The sequence below is a fragment of the Mesorhizobium qingshengii genome (assembly GCF_027563465.1).
Taxonomy (GTDB): Bacteria; Pseudomonadota; Alphaproteobacteria; order Rhizobiales; family Rhizobiaceae; genus Mesorhizobium; species Mesorhizobium qingshengii_A.
The window spans coordinates 30,072-47,489 of record NZ_JAPFQA010000017.1; the positions used below are offsets into that span (position 1 = coordinate 30,072).

Annotated in this window: 18 protein-coding genes; 12 read left to right on the forward strand and 6 right to left on the reverse strand. The window is 64.4% G+C overall.

The window, feature by feature from the left end; genetic code table 11:
- Window positions 1-33 precede the first annotated feature (33 nt).
- From OOJ09_RS26340 to OOJ09_RS26375, 8 genes are all read left to right on the forward strand, one after another.
- Entirely contained in the window at window positions 34-1,677 is a 1,644-nt protein-coding gene (locus tag OOJ09_RS26340) for a dihydroxyacetone kinase subunit DhaK (RefSeq protein WP_269907996.1), read from the forward strand.
- A gap of 72 nt (window positions 1,678-1,749) precedes the next feature.
- On the forward strand, window positions 1,750-2,352 hold the full coding sequence (gene dhaL / locus OOJ09_RS26345) for a dihydroxyacetone kinase subunit DhaL (RefSeq protein ID WP_269907997.1): 603 nt from the start codon (window positions 1,750-1,752) through the stop codon (window positions 2,350-2,352).
- Window positions 2,349-2,738: a dihydroxyacetone kinase phosphoryl donor subunit DhaM gene (dhaM, locus tag OOJ09_RS26350; RefSeq protein WP_027040441.1), complete on the forward strand. Its 390-nt coding sequence runs from the start codon at window positions 2,349-2,351 to the stop codon at window positions 2,736-2,738. Before dhaL ends, dhaM begins: the two co-directional genes overlap by 4 nt.
- 21 nt (window positions 2,739-2,759) lie before the next feature.
- Window positions 2,760-3,062, forward strand: coding sequence for an HPr family phosphocarrier protein (locus OOJ09_RS26355; RefSeq protein WP_269907998.1), 303 nt, complete (start codon window positions 2,760-2,762; stop codon window positions 3,060-3,062).
- Window positions 3,046-4,632 carry a phosphoenolpyruvate--protein phosphotransferase gene (gene ptsP, locus OOJ09_RS26360; protein ID WP_269907999.1) on the forward strand — a complete coding sequence of 529 codons (1,587 nt, stop codon included), beginning with the start codon at window positions 3,046-3,048 and terminating at the stop codon, window positions 4,630-4,632. Before OOJ09_RS26355 ends, ptsP begins: the two co-directional genes overlap by 17 nt.
- 11 nt (window positions 4,633-4,643) lie before the next feature.
- Window positions 4,644-5,066 carry a hypothetical protein gene (locus tag OOJ09_RS26365; protein ID WP_269908000.1) on the forward strand — a complete coding sequence of 141 codons (423 nt, stop codon included), beginning with the start codon at window positions 4,644-4,646 and terminating at the stop codon, window positions 5,064-5,066.
- Window positions 5,067-5,091: 25 nt separating this feature from the next.
- Window positions 5,092-6,078, forward strand: a complete 987-nt coding sequence (dhaK, locus tag OOJ09_RS26370; RefSeq protein ID WP_269908001.1) for a dihydroxyacetone kinase subunit DhaK — start codon at window positions 5,092-5,094, stop codon at window positions 6,076-6,078.
- 133 nt (window positions 6,079-6,211) lie between these two features.
- Window positions 6,212-7,234 carry a nucleotidyltransferase family protein gene (locus OOJ09_RS26375; protein WP_269908002.1) on the forward strand — a complete coding sequence of 341 codons (1,023 nt, stop codon included), beginning with the start codon at window positions 6,212-6,214 and terminating at the stop codon, window positions 7,232-7,234.
- Between the two features lie 9 nt (window positions 7,235-7,243).
- Here the strand turns inward: OOJ09_RS26375 and OOJ09_RS26380 are convergent, their stop codons facing one another.
- Genes OOJ09_RS26380 through OOJ09_RS26390 form a run of 3 tightly spaced genes read right to left on the reverse strand, consistent with a single transcriptional unit; the run spans window position 7,244 to window position 8,986 of the window.
- Complete coding sequence (locus OOJ09_RS26380; protein WP_269908003.1) at window positions 7,244-8,230, reverse strand: serine kinase; 987 nt, start codon at window positions 8,228-8,230, stop codon at window positions 7,244-7,246.
- On the reverse strand, window positions 8,227-8,661 hold the full coding sequence (locus tag OOJ09_RS26385; protein ID WP_269908004.1) for a lasso peptide biosynthesis B2 protein: 435 nt from the start codon (window positions 8,659-8,661) through the stop codon (window positions 8,227-8,229). The genes OOJ09_RS26380 and OOJ09_RS26385 overlap by 4 nt, the downstream gene beginning before the upstream one ends.
- Window positions 8,662-8,701: 40 nt before the next feature.
- Window positions 8,702-8,986, reverse strand: a complete 285-nt coding sequence (locus OOJ09_RS26390) for a PqqD family protein (RefSeq protein WP_269908005.1) — start codon at window positions 8,984-8,986, stop codon at window positions 8,702-8,704.
- 755 nt (window positions 8,987-9,741) lie between these two features.
- Between OOJ09_RS26390 and OOJ09_RS26395 the strand changes: the two genes are divergently transcribed.
- Together OOJ09_RS26395 and OOJ09_RS26400 are read left to right on the forward strand one after the other, a co-directional pair.
- On the forward strand, window positions 9,742-11,649 hold the full coding sequence (locus OOJ09_RS26395) for a propionyl-CoA synthetase (RefSeq protein ID WP_269908006.1): 1,908 nt from the start codon (window positions 9,742-9,744) through the stop codon (window positions 11,647-11,649).
- Between the two features lie 142 nt (window positions 11,650-11,791).
- Complete coding sequence (locus OOJ09_RS26400; RefSeq protein WP_269908007.1) at window positions 11,792-12,874, forward strand: acyltransferase family protein; 1,083 nt, start codon at window positions 11,792-11,794, stop codon at window positions 12,872-12,874.
- Here the strand turns inward: OOJ09_RS26400 and OOJ09_RS26405 are convergent.
- Window positions 12,853-13,020 (reverse strand): hypothetical protein, encoded by a 168-nt coding sequence (locus OOJ09_RS26405; protein ID WP_269908008.1) that lies wholly within the window; start codon window positions 13,018-13,020, stop codon window positions 12,853-12,855. The genes OOJ09_RS26400 and OOJ09_RS26405 overlap by 22 nt on opposite strands.
- Before the next feature lie 15 nt (window positions 13,021-13,035).
- Between OOJ09_RS26405 and OOJ09_RS32010 the strand changes: the two genes are divergently transcribed.
- A complete protein-coding gene (locus OOJ09_RS32010) occupies window positions 13,036-13,248 on the forward strand; it encodes a metallophosphoesterase (RefSeq protein WP_333474485.1) in 213 nt (70 codons plus the stop codon).
- Between the two features lie 6 nt (window positions 13,249-13,254).
- Window positions 13,255-13,794 carry a serine/threonine protein phosphatase gene (locus tag OOJ09_RS26410; protein ID WP_333474486.1) on the forward strand — a complete coding sequence of 180 codons (540 nt, stop codon included), beginning with the start codon at window positions 13,255-13,257 and terminating at the stop codon, window positions 13,792-13,794.
- A 104-nt stretch (window positions 13,795-13,898) separates the two neighbouring features.
- Here the strand turns inward: OOJ09_RS26410 and OOJ09_RS26415 are convergent, their stop codons facing one another.
- Complete coding sequence (locus tag OOJ09_RS26415; protein ID WP_269908009.1) at window positions 13,899-16,286, reverse strand: polysaccharide biosynthesis tyrosine autokinase; 2,388 nt, start codon at window positions 16,284-16,286, stop codon at window positions 13,899-13,901.
- A gap of 233 nt (window positions 16,287-16,519) precedes the next feature.
- The gene (locus OOJ09_RS26420; RefSeq protein ID WP_269908010.1) at window positions 16,520-17,416 is read right to left on the reverse strand and encodes a UTP--glucose-1-phosphate uridylyltransferase; all 897 of its coding nucleotides are present in this window, start codon (window positions 17,414-17,416) and stop codon (window positions 16,520-16,522) included.
- Between the last annotated feature and the right edge of the window lie 2 nt (window positions 17,417-17,418).

Sequence of the window (17,418 nt, forward strand, 5' to 3'; positions counted from 1 at the left end):
GATCGACGATTGCGGATAGACTGGACGAATTCGATGAAGCACTTTTTCAATCGCAGGGAAACGATCGTCACGGAGGCGCTGGATGGCCTCCTGAGGACAATTGGCGCCGGCGACCTCGCGCGCCTGGACGGCTATCCCGAGATCAAGGTCATCCTGCGCGCCGATTGGGACAGGACGAGAGTCAGCGTCGTTTCCGGCGGCGGCGCCGGGCATGAGCCGTCGCATGCCGGCTTCGTCGGCAAGGGCATGCTGACGGCGGCGGTCTCGGGCGAGATCTTTGCTTCGCCCAGCGTGGAGGCGGTGCTGGCGGCCATTCGCGCGGTCACCGGCCCGGCCGGTTGCCTGCTGATCGTCAAGAACTACACCGGCGACCGCCTCAATTTCGGCCTGGCCGCCGAGAAGGCGCGCGCCGAGGGTTTTCGTGTCGAGATGGTGATTGTCGCGGACGACATAGCTTTGCCGGATATCAACCAGCCGCGCGGCGTTGCCGGCACCTTGTTCGTGCACAAGATATCAGGCCACCTGTCGGAAGCCGGCCACGCTCTGGCCGACATCGCGGCGGCGGCGCGGGCGGCGGCAACGGACATCGTTTCACTCGGCATGTCGCTGTCGTCCTGTTCGATCCCGGGCCAGCCGCATGAAGACAGGTTTGGCGCGGACGATGGCGAGCTCGGTCTCGGCATCCACGGCGAACCGGGTGTCGAGCGCATCGCCGTGCAAAGCGTCGACAGGCTGGTCGCGATCATGGCGGAGCGCCTCGCGGCAGGGCTCGACCCGAAAGCCGGCTATGCCTTGCTGATCAACAATCTCGGTTCCGTACCACCGCTCGAAATGTCGCTTGTCGCCAATGCCGTGCTTGCCTCGCCGCTCGCTCGGACGGTCAAGCTGACGATCGGCCCCGGACCGCTGATGACGGCGCTCAACATGAACGGCTTCTCACTGTCGCTGATCCGGCTCGATGCAGCGCGCGAGGCGGCGCTGCGCGCGCCGGTCGGCCCGCACGCCTGGATGCCGGCAAAGCCCGTTGTCGCGCCTTCCGTCATGCCGCTGGCGAAACCCGCAACCGAAAGCGCGGCGCGCAAGCCCAGCCAGGATGCACGCAGCAGGCGCCTTGTGGTCACCGTCTGCGACAGGCTGATATCGCTCGAAGCCATTTTGAACGGGCTGGACGCCAAGGCTGGCGACGGCGACACCGGCTCGACGGTGGCGACCGGCGCACGCAGTGTCCTCGACCGGCTGGATACGCTGCCGCTTGCCGACCCTGCGGCAACCCTTGGCGCGATCGGCGACATTCTGAGCGCATCCATGGGCGGCTCCAGCGGGGTGCTGCTTTCGATCTTCTTCACGGCGGCGGCGCAGGCTCTGGACGGCGGTGCCGGTCTGGCCAAGGCGCTGCTCGCTGGCCTCGAACGGATGACCTTCTACGGCGGCGCGAGAATTGGCGATCGCACCATGGTCGATGCCCTGGAGCCAGCGCTCAAAGCGCTCCACGCCAAGGGGCTGGAGGAAGCGGCAACGGCGGCCCGCCGCGGTGCCGAGGCCACCGCCGCCATGGACAGGGCGAAGGCCGGGCGGTCAGCCTATGTCGGCGGCAAGCTGCAGGGCGTGGCCGACCCCGGTGCTCATGCCGTGGCCGAGGTCTTCGCGGCTGTGGCCGCACTGCATGCAGCGGCCTGACGCATGCTTCAGTTGTCGAGTGACAGTTCTTTCGATACTGCCGGCGGGATGGAAACCGGGAATTGGGGCGACATGGCGAGGTTGAACCTTTCCAGGCTGATCACGGCAGCCGCGGACACGATTGCCGCTCATGCCGAGGAGTTGACGGCGCTCGACCAGGCGATCGGCGACGGCGACCATGGGCTGAACATGAAGCGTGGCTTCGAGGCCGTGCGTAGCGAGGCGGAAGCGTTTTCGGCCAAGCCGCTGCCCGAGGCCCTGAAAGCGATTGGCACCAAGCTGGTGATGACGGTCGGCGGCGCTTCAGGTCCCTTGTTCGGCACCCTTTTCATGGCGCTCGGCAAGGAAATTTCCAGTGCGCCCGATCGCGCCAATCTGACGGCGGCTTTTGGCAAGGCGATCGAAGCAGTGGCGGCGCGGGGCAAGTCGCAAGTCGGACAGAAGACAATGCTCGACGTGCTGCAGCCCGTACATGACGCTTTGCTGCAGGGAAAAACCCCCTCTGAAATCGCCGATATCGCCGACGCGGCCGCCGAGGCAACCGTGCCTATGAAGGCCCTGCGTGGCCGCGCCTCGTTCCTCGGCGACCGTTCGATCGGTCATATGGACGCCGGCGCGCGCTCAACCGCGCTGCTGGTGCGGACAGTGGCGAAAACCATCGGGGAAAGCGCATGAGCAATGTCGGCATCGTCATCGTCTCGCATTCGCCACTGGTCGCCGAGGGCACGGCCGACATGGTGCGGCAGATGGTGGGCGACGAAGTGCCGCTTGCATGGTGCGGCGGAAACGGCCATGGCGGGCTCGGCACCAATGTCGAGGCGATCATGGGTGCCATCGACAAGGCCTGGTCTGAAGCCGGGGTCGCCATCCTGGTCGATCTCGGCGGTGCGGAGACCAACAGCGAAATGGCGGTGGAGATGATCGGCGAGCCGCGTTCGCAGAAGATCATCGTCTGCAACGCGCCGATCGTCGAAGGCGCGGTGATGGCCGCGACCGAGGCTTCCGGCGGCGCCTCGCTGAAGGAAGTGGTGGCGACGGCGCATGAATTGTCGCCGTCATGAGCGAACGGGAATTTTGAAGACATGTCCGCATCCGCCGAAGCGAGCGTCCTGATCACCCACGAGGTGGGTCTGCACGCGCGTCCTTCGGTGAAGTTCACCAAGCTTGCCAAGACCTTCGCCGCCGACGTGGAAATAGCGCTGGCCGCCAACGGGCCATGGTTCGACGCCAAGAGCATCGTCAAGGTGATGGCGGCCAAGGCGCCGAAGGGCACGGTGCTGCATATCAGGGCCAGCGGCGATGGCGCCAATGATGCCGTCGACGCGCTGGCCGAGCTGGTGCGGCGCGATTTCGACGAAGGCGCGGACCATGTCCGGACCGCATAGGCTGCAGGGTATTTCGGCGTCGGCCGGTTATGCCGAAGGTCCGCTGTTCGACCTCGACCGGACTGCCGCCCACTACACTGCCAGGGCCACCGCCGCGGATGAAAAGGCTGCGCTCGAAGCCGCAATCGATGCCGCGACGGCTCGTCTCGCCGCATTGATCGAGACGGCTGACGGCGCCGCCGCCGACATTCTCGAATTCCAGATCGCCATGCTGGGGGATGATGCGTTGGGCAGGCCGGCCTTTGCCGCGATTCACGCCGGCCAACCTGCCGACAGGGCCTGGCGGCAGGCGCTCGACGCCGAAATCGCCGGCTACGATGCTTCCGACCAGGATTATTTCCGGGCGCGGGCGGCCGACATCCGAGACATCAGGGACCAGGTGCTGCAGGCGCTGACCGAGGATGGCGACGTCCTGGCACCGGCCGGCGCCATTCTCTACGGCGATGACATCGCGCCGACACGTTTTCTCGAAACCGACTGGAGTCGTGGTGGCGGCATCGCATTGAAGGCAGGCAGCACCGCCAGCCACGTCGCCATGCTGGCGCGGTCGCGTGGGGTGCCCATGGTTGTCGGGCTTGGTGCTTCGGCAGCCAAACTTGCCGGCACAGCGCTGCTCGACGCCGAGCACGGCGGGATCGTGCTGTCGCCCTCCAGGGCCGAGATCGACGCCTTCCGCCAATCGTCCTCGTCATTCGCGGCGCGCCGCGACCTGGCCGGGACTTTCCTGGCCCGGCCGGCGATGACCAGGACCGGCACGGCGGTGCGCGTGCAAGTCAACATCGCCGACCCGTCCGATGTCGATGGCATCGACATCGCAACCTGCGACGGTGTCGGGCTGATGCGCACCGAATTCCTGTTCGGCAGGACGCTGCCGGACGAGGAGACGCAGTATCGCGCCTATCGCAAGGTGCTGGAGTGGGCCGGCGAGAAGCCGGTGACGATCCGCACCGTCGATGCCGGCGGCGACAAGCCGGTGCCTGGCTTCACAGTCGAGGAAGGCAATCCGTTCCTCGGCCTGCGCGGGATCAGGCTGTCGCTGGCGCGGCCTCAGGTGTTTCGTGTACAAATCCGTGCGCTGCTGCGCGCCGCTGTCCACGGCAGCCTGAAGGTGATGTTCCCGATGATCGCCATTGTGGAGGAATACAGGCAGGCCGCGGCAATGTTCGCCGAGGAGCAGGCAACGCTCGCCGCGCGTGGCATCGCGCATGAAATGCCGCCGCTTGGCATCATGGTCGAGGTGCCGTCCGTGGCGATCGTGCCGGAGGCCTTTACCGAGGCCGCCTTCTTCTCGATCGGCTCCAATGACCTCACCCAGTATGTCATGGCGGCCGCCCGCGACAACGCTGCCGTGGCGCACCTCAATTCGGTCCGCCATCCGGCGGTGCTGCGGCTTGTCGCTGCCGTGGCCGCGTTTGGCCAGCGCCAAGGAATCCCGGTCAGCCTGTGCGGTGACGCTGGCGGCGATCCCGCCTCGATCCCGTCACTGCTCGAGGCCGGCCTGCGTGATCTTTCCGTCGCTCCGGCTCAACTCGCCATGGCCAAGGCGGCCATCGCGGACGTTTCAGTCTAGGCTCGGCTGGCATGATCGACAAGACACCTGAACCCGGTTCCGAAGAGGCGATCCGCGCCTACAAGACGATCCTGTCCCAGGTCATCGACCAGCGGCCGTCCGGCATGCGCCAGCGCCTTGCCGACGCGCTTGGCAAGCACCGCAGTTTCGTCACGCAGATTTCCAGCCCGGCCTATTCGATCCCGATTCCATCGAAACATCTGCCTTCCATCTTCTCGGTCTGCCATTTCAGCCCGGCCGAGCGTGATCAGTTTCTCGCCGCCTATCACCAGGCGCATCCGGGCAAGATGTCTGTCGCGGCGGGCATGCGCAAGACGCGGCATGTTTCGCTGATCGTGCCGGATTTCGGCGACGACAAGCAGAACGCCGCGCTCGACAGGGCGGTCAATGATTTCATCCAGAAGATCACCAGCATCACCGGCAAAGGCAGCTGATCGCCTATTTCGGGAGGAGACGGCCGTGAAGAAGTTTATCAATTCGGTGGACACGGTGCTGACCGAGAGCCTCGACGGTTTCGTTGCCGCCCACGCCGACATCCTCGTGCTCGGCGACGGGCACAAATTCGTCCGCCGCAAGACCTTGCGGCCGGGCAAGGTGGCGCTGATCTCCGGTGGCGGCTCCGGCCACGAGCCGTTGCATGGCGGCTTTGTCGGCCACGGCATGCTGGACGCCGCCTGCCCCGGCCAGGTGTTCACCTCGCCGACGCCGGACCAGATGATGGCGGCGGCGGAGGCCGTCGATACCGGCGCCGGCTGCCTGTTCATCGTCAAGAACTACGAAGGCGACGTGATGAATTTCGACATGGCGGCCGAAATGTCGGAAGGCGTCCTGCAGGTGGTCACCAATGACGATGTCGCCGTCGAGAACTCGTCCTATACGACCGGCCGGCGCGGCGTCGCCGGCACGCTGGTGGTCGAGAAGATCGTCGGCGCCGCCGCCGAGCATGGCATGGCCTTGCCACGGCTGAAGGCGTTGGGCGATCGCGTCAACGGCGTGACCCGCTCGATGGGCGTGGCGCTGACCAGTTGCACGGTGCCGGCCGCCGGCAAGCCAACCTTCGACATCGGCGACGGCGAAATGGAATTCGGCGTCGGCATCCACGGCGAGCCCGGAAGGCGGCGCGACACGTTGAAAAGCGCCGACGTGATCGCGCAGGAGATTTGTGCCGCGATCCTGGGCGATCTGGGCGCCAGGGCGAAGGGCCCGGCGCTGCTGTTCGTCAACGGCTTCGGCGGCACGCCGCAGATGGAACTCTACCTGATGTACAACAGCGCCCGCCGGATTTTCGAGAAGCACGGCGTGACGATAACCCGCTCGCTGGTCGGCACCTATGTCACTTCACTCGACATGGCCGGCTGCTCGATCACGCTGACCATGCTCGATGACGAGACGACCGGCTGGTGGGATGCGCCCGTCCACACGTCGGCACTGCGCTGGGGCATGTAGAGCAATTCCAGGAAAAGCGTGCAGCGGTTTTCCGTCCGGAATTGCGTAAAGCAAATGACCAGGGCGCTGGCTTCCGCCGTGCTTTTCTGCAACCATCCTCGACAATCCCCTTATCCGTAACATTGTCCGGTTGATGCTGCCATCTCTCACCTCTGCCGAAGAAAAGCTGATGCTGCGCTACGCCGATCCGGAGGCCGCGACAGTCGGGGAAGATTTGTCGGCAAGGACGCTGACGGCGCTGCTCGACAACGCCGAATTCCATGGCGTCCTGCCGATCATGCTGCGCAAGCTCCAGGAGCGTGGAGACGCGCATCTGCCACCGGACCCCGGCTTGCGGGACAAGCTTGACGACCTGCGCCAGAAGGCGACGATCACCACCGGCCAGTCGATGCTGCTGCAATACCATGGCGACCGCATCATGAAGGGCCTCGCCGCGGAAAACATTCCAGCGCGGATCGTCAAGGGACCGGTCTTCGCGCGCAAGCTCTACCGCAACATTTCCGACAGGCCATTCACCGATATCGACATCCTCGTCGAACCCGCCAACCTGTCGCTGGCAAACCAGGTGATCGCATCCTGCGGCTTCGAGCTTGGCAGCAACGAGGCCGAATCTTATTCGCTGCAGGAATTCAAATGGCTCGAAAAGGAGAATTCGAGCCTGCTGATCGAACTGCATGGCGACCTGGTGCATGATACTGGCATGCGGCGGCGCCTGTCACTGGGGTTCAAGGAACTGCGCGTCATCGACGGCGACGCATCAGACACACCGGCCGCGCTTTTGACGATCGCCATCGTGCACGCCGCCGGAGGGCACAAATTCCACCGGCTGCAGCTTTGCGTCGACGTGCTGCAAGGCGTGCGGGCGCTGCGGTCGCCGGATTCGGAAGCCCGCCTGCTCGACGCTGCCCGTATGACCGGCATCGAGCTTGAACTGGCGATTGTGCTCAATGTGACCGGCCAGTTGTTCGACGAACAGCGCGCGCTTGAACTCGCGGGCCGGATCAAGCCCGACCTGTCGATACGACTGGCCAGACGGCTGATCACCACGAACACGCTGCTCGGCGTCAATTCCAGGGAGAAGATCGGCTCGCGGCTGCGCCGCGATGCCTTCCGATGGATCCAGCGGCTGGCCAAGGCCAGACCGTACGCCGCCTGACGGGCCTGATCAGTCCCGTGCCCTCAGGGTATCGCTGATCAGCGCCGCGGCGTCGGCCGGACGCGCGCCAACTTCCAGCCTGAAGGTCGGCACCGAAGAGACCAGCCCGGCGATCGTTGCCAGCCGGCGTTTCTGCAGCGGTAGCAGGCCGGTCATGCCCGTGCGGACATTGTCCATCGCCAGCGCCACCATCGCGTCGGTCCGGGCCATGGGCACAAGCCGGGTCTGGCTGTCGACGGACCGCGCGAGGTGGAGAAGTGCCGCCACCGGTCTGGCGGCTGGGCTTTCGATTCGTACAATCTCGCTCAACCGCTCGAGCGAGACGGCCTGTTCGCCGTTGCGGTCCCATGACGGACCGAGGCATGGCGACACCTGCGGGATCATCCGCGCGGTTTTCTGGTGGATCTTGACGTGGCGCGGCAGTCCCCAGGCAACGGGCCTTGTGGCTGCCGCGTCCAGGATCATGGCATCGTCGGAGCACAGGCCGAAGCCATGCGTTGCCAGCGCCAGCGACGTCGTGGTCTTGCCGGTGCCGCTCGGGGCGTGGATCAGCACGACGTCGTCGTGTTCCGGCAGTGTCAGGCCCGCGGTGTGCAGCATATGCTGGCCGCCGGCGTCGAGCGCGGCGTCGAGCACCAGCATCGATGGCGTCCAGGCGGCTTTCGCATTGGGGCGGATGCGGATTTGGGCCCAACCTTCCTCACCATTGATCGCCACGGTCTGGCGTTCGGGAAAGACGAGATGGACGGTGCCACCGTCCTCGATCATCCGGCAGTAGCCATCCTCCGGGATTTCGCCGTCGAAGACGGGGGAGCCATCCGGCGCCTCGTCCAGGGCCTCGGTCTCGATGATATCAAGGCGAAAATCCGGCTCGATCGGACCTGCGATCCGCAGGCTGGCCAGCATCCGGTCGAAGTCCCGCCATAGTTCGGGACCCTCGGCTGATATGCCGAGGATCTGGCCGTTGAGGCCATAGCAGGCTGAAGGTCTGGTCAAGCGGGACGCACCTTTGTGGCATCGGCATGGTGGCGATAGATCTCGACCATGCCGGGAAGGCTGTCGCTGACCACCGGCCTGCCGTCGAGACAGACCCAGCAATGCGCCGACATGCGCTGCGCCTGCATCGATTTCGGGTCAACCCCGAAGCGCAGGTCCGGATCGAAGCCGGCGAGGCGCAGGAACCGATGGCCAAGCAGACCCTCCCTCAGGCATCTGCGGTCGCGCATCAGCCAGGGATGGCGCACGGTGCGGTTGACGCTGGCGACGACGTAGGCGGACGGCAAGCCGCGGTAGGGCGTCGACGAGGCGAGCGGCGCCCATTTGAGCACGTCCTCGAAGCTGCGGTTGCCAACCAGGACCGGCAGCAGCCGCGCGCTCGCCCAGAGATGGCAGCGAAACAGGGCGCGCAGGAGGGGACCGTCAGCCATCATGCGGCACCTTTAGCCATCACGCGGGTGTCCTTAGCCATCAAGCGCCTGGGGCGGCGAGGATACCTTCCGAGACCAGATCCGTGGCCAGCGCCGCCATGTCCTGATCAAGCGTGCCCTTGTCGACCTCGAACTCCTCGCAAAGCAGGTCGACGATCTGGTCGAGACTGCGCGCGCCATCGACCTTGTCGAGGAAGGCCTCGGTGGTGCCGTTGCACGTATAGAGCTGGCCGCTGCGCGCCAAGAGCACGACGGCACCATCGCCGGCATGCTGAACCGAGGCGTCGTCCGCCAGCCGCAGAACAGTTCCAGAGGCAATTTCCATCACGAACCCACCAAGCCATGCAAAACCCCGAAATCAGATAGCGCGGTGGTGGGGCGCTGTCCATTGGCTGGCCAGTTCCACCTTCCCTGGCATCGCCCAGCTTGATGCCCGCTGCCGCGGATCGATATCGCGCCGCTGCCGGATCTCGATGGGAATCGTCCCAGAAATAGTCGCGGCAGCAGTGGCTTACCCGCGAGCAGTCCGGGCAGGGCCGTTGCTTTTCTTCCCCTAAGTAAGGTAAGGAAGCCGCGGGTCTTGGGGAGATAGAGTATGCGTTACAATTGGGAGCGGGCTCCGACGAGCTTCGAACGTCATCGAAAAGCCCTGGCGGCAGCGATTTTGATCGCCGGCGGTGTTGGCCTGATGCTTATGGCTCTGCCGCTGTAGAGCAATCCCGGGAAAGCGTGAAACCGTTTTCCGTCTCGAATTGCGTCGGATCAAGGAGATCGGGCGGTTCGCGTTTCCGTGAAACGATGAGCCGCTTCACGTCCAATCGACCTTCACGCACCCAACAGGACGCTGCTGGGCAGCGTCCTGTTGGGTGCGTTTCAAGGACTGGTCGGCGCGGCCTTCGGCGCCTGGCCGACCACGGATGGCGCGTTCGTTCTCGTCCTCCCCGTCACGGCCACGGTTCACGACACCACGCATCCGAGGTGAAGACGAGACCGGCTCAGACGAAAATGCAGGAGACATCGCCGGAAAAAACAGCATAGGCTATTCACAAGGACGGCAAATCGTTCCTGGGGAGGGTACGGATGGCTTCACGCTATCACGAGGTCTATGACGGCTGGAAACGCGATCCGGAGAAGTTCTGGGCGGATGCGGCTGTCGCCATCGACTGGTACTCGCCCTATGACAAGGTGTTCGACGCCACGGCAGGCGTCTATGGACGCTGGTTTACCGGTGCGACCTGCAACACCTGCTTCAACGCCGTCGACCGCCACGTCGCGGGCGGGCGCGCCGACCAGATCGCGCTGATCCATGACAGCGCCATCGCCGGAACGGTCAGGAAGTTCACCTATGCCGAGTTGAAGCGCGAGGTGGTCGCGCTGACCTCGGTGCTGAAGAACCGCGGCATCGGCAAGGGCGACCGCGTCATCATCTACATGCCGATGGTGCCGGAGGCGGCCTTCGCCATGCTTGCCTGCGCCCGCATCGGCGCCGTGCATTCGGTCGTCTTCGGCGGCTTTGCCTCGCATGAGCTTGCCACCCGCATCGACGACGCCAAGCCGAAGCTGATCATTTCGGCCTCGTGCGGCCTGGAGCCGGGCCGTGTGGTGGCCTACAAGCCGCTGCTCGACAAGGCGATCGATATCTCCAGGCACAAGCCGGACGCCTGCCTGATCCTGCAGCGCGACCAGCTGCGCTGCGAGTTGAAGGACCATTTCGACATCGACTATGCCGACGCTGTCGCCCGCGAGCGCGCCGCCGGCGCCAATGTCGACTGCGTGCCGGTGCTGGCCACCGATCCGCTCTACATCATCTACACATCGGGCACGACCGGCCAGCCCAAGGGCATCGTGCGCGACAATGCCGGCCACATGGTCGCGCTGAAGTGGACGATGGAAAACGAGTTCGGCGTCAAGCCGGGCGAGGTGTTCTGGGCGGCCTCCGACGTCGGCTGGGTGGTTGGCCATTCCTACATCGTCTACGGGCCGCTGCTGCATGGCTGCACCAGCATCCTGTTCGAAGGCAAGCCGATCGGCACCCCCGATGCCGGCACCTACTGGCGGGTGATCGCCGAACACGGCGTCGTCGCGTTGTTCACCGCGCCGACGGCGTTTCGGGCCATCAAGGGGCAGGACCCGAAGGGCGAATTCATTCCCAGATATGACCTTTCGACGTTCCGTACGCTGTTCCTCGCCGGCGAGCGCGCCGACCCCGAAACCATCAAATGGGCGGAGCAGAAGCTGAACGTGCCGGTGATCGACCATTGGTGGCAGACCGAGACCGGTTCGCCGATGACCATCAATCCGGCCGGCCTCGGCCTGCTGCCGGTGAAATACGGCTCGCCCGGCGTGCCGATGCCGGGCTACGACATCCGCGTGCTCGACGATGCCGGTCACGAAGTGCCGCGCGGCACGCTGGGCAATGTGGTGGTCAAGCTGCCGCTGCCGGCCGGCTGCCTGCCAACGTTGTGGAATGCGGATGAGCGTTTTCACCAAGCCTATCTCGACGAGTTCCCCGGCTTCTACAAGACGGCCGACGCCGGCATGATGGACGAGGACGGCTATCTGTTCGTCATGGCCCGCACCGACGACATCATCAATGTGGCCGGCCACCGGCTGTCGACCGGCGCCATGGAGGAGGTGCTGTCGGCGCATCCGGACGTCGCCGAATGCGCCGTCATCGGCATCGCCGACCAGATGAAAGGCCAAATCCCCCTCGGCTTCGTCGTGCTCAATGCCGGCGTCGCGCGCGATACCGGCGCCATCGAAAGCGAGGTGGTGAGGCTGGTGCGCGAGCGGATCGGCCCGGTCGCCGCCTTCAAGACGGTGGTGACGATCAAGCGCCTGCCGAAGACGCGTTCCGGCAAAATCCTGCGCGGCACGATGCAGAAGATCGCCGACAAGGAGGAATGGGCGATGCCGGCGACCATCGACGACCCTGTCATTCTCGACGAGATCACCGCCGCCCTGAAGGAGCGCGGCATCGGGCTTTGAACAGCCGGCGCGGTTGGCGGCGGACCTGCGTGCATGCGCCGCCTCGCGGAAGGCGTGGCCGGCATCGGTAAGCAATACTTCTATTGTGCAATGCAGCAATGCGCCCTAGGGTTCATGGCGGGGGGCCATCGACAAGGTTCGCATGGCTCAGCAGAAGATCACATTTGGCGGCGTCGACATCCTGCGGTTTCTCGCCGCCGTACTGGTCATGGTCTACCACTATGGCTTCTGGGTGTGGGCCTTCCCGGACGGCGTTTCGGCGCGGGCCACGGGCGGCATTGCCGCGCATCCGGAAATAGGCGCGTGGGTCGAATCCGGCTGGGTGGGCGTCCAGATATTCTTCGTCATCAGCGGCTTCGTCATCGCCTTCAGCGCCGAGAAGTCGACGCCCCTGCGCTTTTTCGAAGCAAGGGTGAAGCGGCTGGCGCCGGCGGTCTGGATCTGTGCGCCGATCACCGCAATGGTGCTGTTGATCGTCGGCCTGAGCTGGCCGACCGATGCGGTCACCAGGCTGGTTCGCACTGGCCTGTTTGTCCCCTACGGCCCATGGGTCGACAGCGTCTACTGGACGCTCGGTATCGAGATCGCCTTCTATGCTGTCGTCTGGATCCTGCTGCTGCTTGGCCGCTTCCATCTGATGGAAGTGGTGGCCATCGCGATCGGGCTGATCAGCACGCTTTTCTGGTGCCTCTATTATCCGCTGGACTGGTTCGGCCTCGCCGAGACACGCTCGCTCGACCTGCTTTTGGTGCATCACGGGGTTTTCTTCGCAACCGGCGTCATGCTGTGGCTGATGCGGTTCAAGGCGGTGACGGCCGCTCGCCTTGCCTTCTGTGCCCTGTTCCTGGGCGGCGGCGTCCTGCAGATCGCCAGTTCGGTCGACGTTCATATGCTGAAGGTCGGGCAGCAGATGCCCTTGGCGCCACCAATCCTCATCTTCCTCGCCGCGATCGCGCTGATGGCGTGGTCGCTGCGGCTCGATCTGTCCTGGAGCGGCTGGCGCCGCATCGGCCTGATGACCTATCCGCTCTACCTGCTGCATGACGTCGTCGGCGCCGCCATGCTCGGCGTCCTGGTCCGCGCCGGGCTGCCGCATCTCTTGTCGATGGCCGCGATCGGCGCGACGATGATCGCGGCAAGCTGGCTGGTGGCGACAGAGGCCGAGCCGCGCATCCGGCAGCTGCTCGACCACATCGTTTTTCGCTATCGTCTCAAGGCAGCCTGATAGCCATCGGCTGGCAGGTCGGGCCGCGCGCCGACGCGGCCGCTCAAGCGGTTCGGCGGGACCGCATTTGCCGCCATTGCGGAGTTTTTCGCTTCAGGCATGATACAGGCATTCATGCCCTGCGCATGACCGCGCACCTTCGACATCGAGACGCTCCTCCCGTGACCTTGTTCCAGCGAAAACCCCGTATCGCGCAGCGAGCGCGCCTCGACATCGATATGCAGGACACCGTCGTCTACGCGGTCGGCGACGTGCATGGCTGCTACAAGGAACTCCGCTCGCTGGAGCAGAAGATCCTGCTCGATTCGCTACGTTTCCAGGGCCGCAAGATCATCATCATGCTGGGCGACTATATCGACCGGGGGCTACAGTAGGCGCGGGTGCTCGGTCACCTTCTGGCGCCGCCGCCGAAGGGGTTCCAGCGCATCTGCCTTGCGGGCAACCACGAAGTCGCGATGCTGAACTATCTCGACGGACACCTGTCCCGTGAATCCTGGCTGGCGACCGGCGGCCTGCAAACCCTGTTTTCCTACGGCATCGACCCGGCGCGCCTTGCCAGGCTCTACGAGGGCAACGCGCGGATCGACCAGCGCATAAGGGAGGTCATTCCCGCCGAACATGTCAGCTTCCTGCGCGGGCTGCCGATCATGGTCCGTTCCAGGAAGTTCGTGTTCGTCCACGCCGGCATCAGACCGGGCGTCGACCTCGCGGCACAAGCCGACCAGGACCTGCTTCACATTCGTTCGGATTTCTTCGAGGCAACGCACCTGCTCGACCGCTGGGTGGTGCACGGACATACGCCGGTGGACATCCCGAAACTCGAGGGGCGACGGCTCGGCATCGACACCGCCGCCTTCCAGAGCGGACGTCTGACGGCCGTCAGGATCGCCGACAAGCAGGGCAGGCTGATCTTCTCCTGATCAACGCGCGCCGCATCGCAGCGGATTTCATGCGGCGCGCTTCAAGTCTTTGTTGCCATGCATGTCGCTGTCCCAAACCGGGGGCCGCTTTTGAGCGGCATGCACTAGACGGCCGCCTTGCTGCGCACTTCGGATTTTTCCAGATAGTAGGTCGAATATCTATCGAAGAACTTCTCCGAACCTCCGAACGTTCCGTATTTGGCCAGTTTCTTCAGATCGACCTTGTTCAACACCGCCCCGATGATCTTGTTGGCGATATAGGGCTCCGCGTTGAGCAGCGACTGAACCATCGCGCGCGGCGTACGACCCCACTCGGTGACAAGCACGAAACCGTCGACCAGCGGCGCGAAGGCCTTGGCGTCGACCACCGGTCCGAGCGGCGGCAGATCGACGACGATGTATTCGAACGTCTCCTTGGCGTTCTCGATGAAGCGCCGCATCCCGGCCGAGGAGAGAAGCTCGCTCGTGTGGGAGAAGTGACCGCGCAATACGGCGGGGACAATCGCCAGCTTCGTCTGCCGGTCGATCTTGCCGACGGACTGCCAGGTCTGGCCGCTCACCACCGCTTCCATCAAGCCTTGCTCGGCCTCCATGCCAAGACCGCGGCTGAGGCCGGGGTTGCGCAGATCGCCGTCGATCAGCAGCGTCCTGGCGCCGTTGGCGGCAAGCAATCCGGCGAGATTTGCCGCGACCGTCGACTTGCCCTCGCCGGGAAGGACCGAGATGACGCCGATGACGCGGCTGCCTTGCCCTTCCATCACGACGTCGAAGGCGATCTTGGCGCTGCGCAAGGTTTCGGAGAACATCGACGCGGGCGAATCGATGCTGACCCGCATGCGCGCCCGCCTTTCGGCGGCCGACAGCGACTTGGCGGTCTTGGCATCCAGCTGGGTTTCGCCCGGCTGGTCTTCCTTGCCGAGCTTGCCGCCGATCGTCGGCAGATAGCCGAGGAATTTCAGACCGACCCGGTCGCGCACATCATCGCCGGTCCTGAAGAAGCGTTCGTTGAACTCATTCAGGCCGCCGAAGCCGGCGCCCATCAGCATGCCGAGCACCAGCGAAAGTCCCAGCACGACGATCGTACGCGGGCTTGACGCGGCGAGCGGCATCGAGGCGTCCGAGATGATGCGGATCTTGCCGACCGGGAAGGATTGCTGCTGCGCGGCTTCCTCGTAACGGCCGAGGAATGTCTGGTAGAGCGTGGTGAGCGCCGTCGCCTTCTGGTCCAGGTCACGCAATTGGACTTGCGACTGGTTGTCGATGGAGCTTTTGCCTTGCGCCGCCGCGACATTGGCCCTGAGCGCGGTCTCGCGCGCCAGCGCCACTTCATACTCGTTGCGATAGCTTTCGGTCAGCTGCTTGAGCTCGCCGAAAATCTGCGTCGAGATGTCGGCCTTCTCCTTGGTGAGTGCCTGCGCCTGCGGATGCTGGGGGCCGAAATTCGCCTCGACGTCCTGCAGCCGCTTGGAGACAGCGAGATAGCGGGTCTTGAGCGCCGCGATGACCGAGCTGCTCGGCTGGTCGCTCGATATGGCGGCATCCTTGAAGGCATTCTCCGAACCGCTATCGATAATCGCCTTGTATTGCTGGTAGCGGGCACTGGCGCGTGCGGTATCGGCCTGCGCCACGATGAGCTGGGCGTTCAGGTCCGAGAGCTGCTTGTCGCTCATCAGCTGGCCATCGCTGTTGGCGGCCAGTCCGTGGTCGGCCCTGAATTTTTCGACCGCCAGCGAGGCCGCCTGGGAACTCTCGCGCAATTCCGTCAACCGGCCCTGCAGCCAGACAGCCGCCCGCTCGGTAGCGTCGAAGCTGGCATCGAGCTGATCGGCGAGATAGGCATCGGCATAGGCCTTGGTGACCGCGTTTGCCAGTCCCGGGTCGGTCGCCTGGTAGCCGAGGGCGATCACGAAACTCCGCCCGACACGCTCCGCCCGAACCTCGCTCTGCAATTTGAGAATCGCATAGTCGCGGCGGGCCGTGGCGATCATCGCCTCACGCGTGGCCGCGTCGACCTTGGTAATGTCGCCCATGGCCCCGACGGGAGAGCTGGGATGCACATACTGGACTATGCTCCTGACAAAGCCGATGCCCTTCGCCAGCGCCGACACGGGAGGGTTCATGAAGGCATCGTTCTGGTCGAGCTTCAGCTTGTCGACGACCACGGCGGCGAGCCGCGACGACGTCAGAATTTCGATCTGGCTCAGAATGGCCGAGTCGGTCTGCATGCTCGTCGACGTCGCCGAGATGTCATCGACGATCTTGTTCAATCCCTCGTCGATCAGCACGCTGCTGATCGATACATATTTGGGCGGCGTGGTCTGCAGATAGAGCAGGCCCAGGAAAAGACCGATGATGGCGCACACGGCAACCACCTTGGCCTGCCGTGCGGCCATGCCAAGCAGCCGCTCGATATCGATGAAGTCTTCGCCGTCTCCTGCGTCTGAATTCGGCAATGGCATCCTCTTGTCGAGAGGAAAGTTGGCATAATTCATCTTCGGTCCAATTCCAGAGCCTGTCCCATCCCGATGGTCGGGATGGGGCTCTATCTGTTTGTTTGAGCATGATCTTTTCCGAAAACCGGTACCCACTTTCCGGGATCATGCTTTGGCTTGCAGGCGCCGCGAAGATCGGGAGCATGCGTAAAGCAACGCAAGCTTCATGCCAGACAGCGCGGGCTATCGCCTCGCGCCATCAGCCATCTGAAAATACTCCCGAAAGATGGGCATTATGCGGCTTCTTCCTGGCGTTCATGCGACCGGACGAACTCCTGAAGCATCTCGAAAACCGGGCCCTTCATATCGTCGCGCGCCAAAGCGAAGGCGATGTTGGCCTGGATGAACCCTTCCTTGGAACCGCAGTCGAACATTCGGCCCTTGAAAGGCTGGGCGAAGAACGGCTGGTCCTGCGACAGGCGGACCATGGCGTCCGTGAGCTGGATCTCGTTGCCGGCGCCACGCTGCTGATTGCCCAGCAACGCGAAGATCTCGGGCTGCAGGATGTAGCGGCCGTTGATGTAGAAGTTCGACGGCGCGTTGGCTGGCGCCGGCTTTTCGACCATCGCCGTCACCTCGAAACCACCGCCGACATCGGCGCCACGGCCGACGATTCCGTATTTGTTGGTCTCGGTCGGATCGCAGCGCTCGACGGCGATCACATTGCCGCCGGTTTGGGCATAGAGGTCGGTGATCTCGGCCAGGCATCCGGGCCCGCCGAACGAAACCATGTCCGGCAAAAGCAGGGCGAAGGGCTCGTTGCCGATAACCTCGCGCGCGCACCAGACGGCGTGGCCGAGGCCTTGCGGCGACTGCTGGCGAATGAAGCTGGTGGCGCCGGCCACCGGCAGCATGCTTTCGAGTGCCTCCAACTGGGTCTTCTTCCCGGTCTGCTCCAGGGTTCCGATCAGTTCCGGATGCAGGTCGAAATAGTCCTCGATGACCGCCTTGTTGCGACCGGTCACGAACACGATGTGCTCGATGCCGGCCTCGAAGGCCTCGTCCACCGCATATTGCACGACGGGCCGATCGACGACGGGAAGCATTTCCTTCGGCATCGACTTGGTCGCCGGCAGGAACCGTGTTCCAAGCCCCGCCACCGGTATCACGGCCTTCCTGATTTTCTTCATTG